Origin of the sequence: Neoroseomonas rubea (assembly GCF_016106015.1) — a bacterium.
GTDB lineage: Bacteria > Pseudomonadota > Alphaproteobacteria > Acetobacterales > Acetobacteraceae > Neoroseomonas > Neoroseomonas rubea.
This window is the reverse complement of the sequence record NZ_JACADQ010000580.1, coordinates 1-1,397: the sequence shown is the minus strand read 5'-3', so window position 1 is coordinate 1,397 and position 1,397 is coordinate 1. Positions and strand designations below refer to the sequence as shown.

2 protein-coding genes are annotated in these 1,397 nt (G+C 73.8%); one reads left to right on the top strand and one right to left on the bottom strand.

The genetic code is table 11. The features are described 5' to 3' along the window. Nucleotides 1-307 precede the first annotated feature (307 nt). On the top strand, nucleotides 308-487 hold the full coding sequence (locus HW577_RS25035; RefSeq protein WP_198378801.1) for a hypothetical protein: 180 nt from the start codon (nucleotides 308-310) through the stop codon (nucleotides 485-487). Nucleotides 488-499: 12 nt separating this feature from the next. Here the strand turns inward: HW577_RS25035 and HW577_RS25030 are convergent, their stop codons facing one another. After that, the gene (locus HW577_RS25030) at nucleotides 500-1,168 is read right to left on the bottom strand and encodes a DsbA family oxidoreductase (protein ID WP_198378800.1); all 669 of its coding nucleotides are present in this window, start codon (nucleotides 1,166-1,168) and stop codon (nucleotides 500-502) included. Between the last annotated feature and the right edge of the window lie 229 nt (nucleotides 1,169-1,397).

The window sequence follows — 1,397 nt, the reverse complement described above, 5'->3', positions numbered from 1 at the left end:
GTCGCGGCACGATGCCCGGGGCCGGGGTCGGAGCCGGGCCCGGCGTGGGCGCGCCGCCCGGTTCGCCCTTGGTGCCTTGCGCGAATGCGCCAGCCGGGACGGCAGCGCCGCCCGCGACCGCCGCGCGGATGATCAGAAGCCGCCGCGCGAGGCGGGTCTCGGGGGTATCGGCCATGGGCGCCCGTCCCTTGTTGTCACCTGCATCTTCGGGTGCGCGGGCCGCCGGGCACAAGGGCGCGGACGCGGGATGCCGGAAGCATTTCACAGGGGCTTGCATTGATGTTCGTGTTTTGTTCTTATTCGTCCCATGAGCACGCGCACCGCAGACGACCCGTCCCTGGTCATCCCGCCCTGTCCCGTTCCTGTCCGCTTCGTGCCGGCCACGCCGCGCCGGCGGGTGGTGCGTCGCGCCATGCGCGACTTCACGAGCTTCCTCGCCCTGGCCTGGGCCGCGGCCGAGATCGCGCTCTGGGCCGGCGGCGCCTGAACCCCCCGCGCGCTACGCCGCGCGCGCGCGCAGGATCGCGACCGCCCGCCTGAGCCCGTCCCCCATCCGCTCCGCCGGCATCGCGCCCGAGAACAGAAAGTGGCGGTCGAGCAGGAAGGACGGCACGCCCGAGATCCCCGCCTGCGACAGGCCGAGGGACTCCGCCATCACCTCCTCCCGCGCCGTCTCGCCGTCCCGGAATATGGCAAGCCCTTCCTCAGCCATGCCCGCCTCGGCGCCGAGCGCCGCCAGCGTCGCCGCATCGCCGATATCCCGGCCTTCCTGGAAGTACGCGCGGAACAGCCGTTCCACCACGGCGTGCTGCGCCGGGCCCGCGAGCCTGACCAGCCGATGCGCCTCCACCGTGTTCGGCGTGCGCGCCATCAGGTCGTGGCGGAAGGAGAGCCCCGCTGCGCGCCCCGCATCGGCCACCCGCGCATCCAGCTCGAGCGATCTCTCCCACGATCCGAACTTCTCCGTCCGGTAGGCGCGGCGATCCACGCCTTCGGCCGGCATGTCGGGGTTCAGCTGGAAGGGCAGCCAGCCCAGCTCGAAGGCGAGCCCTTCCTCGGCCAGCAGCGCCAGCGCCGCGTCCAGCTGTGCCTTGCCGATCCAGCACCAGGGGCAGATGGCGTCGGAGACGATCTCGAGCCGGCCAGCGGTCGCGGGGGCGGTGTCCATGGCAGGCTCCTTGGGCCAGATATCCGACGGGGAGCATGGGTGCGGCCCCGCCGCGCGGCAAGGCGCGGGGGTGGAAAGCCGGCGGGCCGCGCGCCACCTCATCCCCGCATCTTGCCGGGGAGAGACAGATGCCGACCTTCGACGCCCCCCGCCGCGCCCTGCTCGCGGCCCCCGCCATCCTCGCCGGCGCCGCCCTGGCCCCCGCGAGCTTGGTCCGCCCATAGGCGCC

Coding starts and splice junctions, on each gene's coding strand:
- HW577_RS25035 (WP_198378801.1), top strand. CDS start 308: ATGAGCACGCGCACCGCAGACGACCCGTCCCTGGTCATCCCGCCCTGT.
- HW577_RS25030 (WP_198378800.1), bottom strand. CDS start 1,168: ATGGACACCGCCCCCGCGACCGCTGGCCGGCTCGAGATCGTCTCCGAC.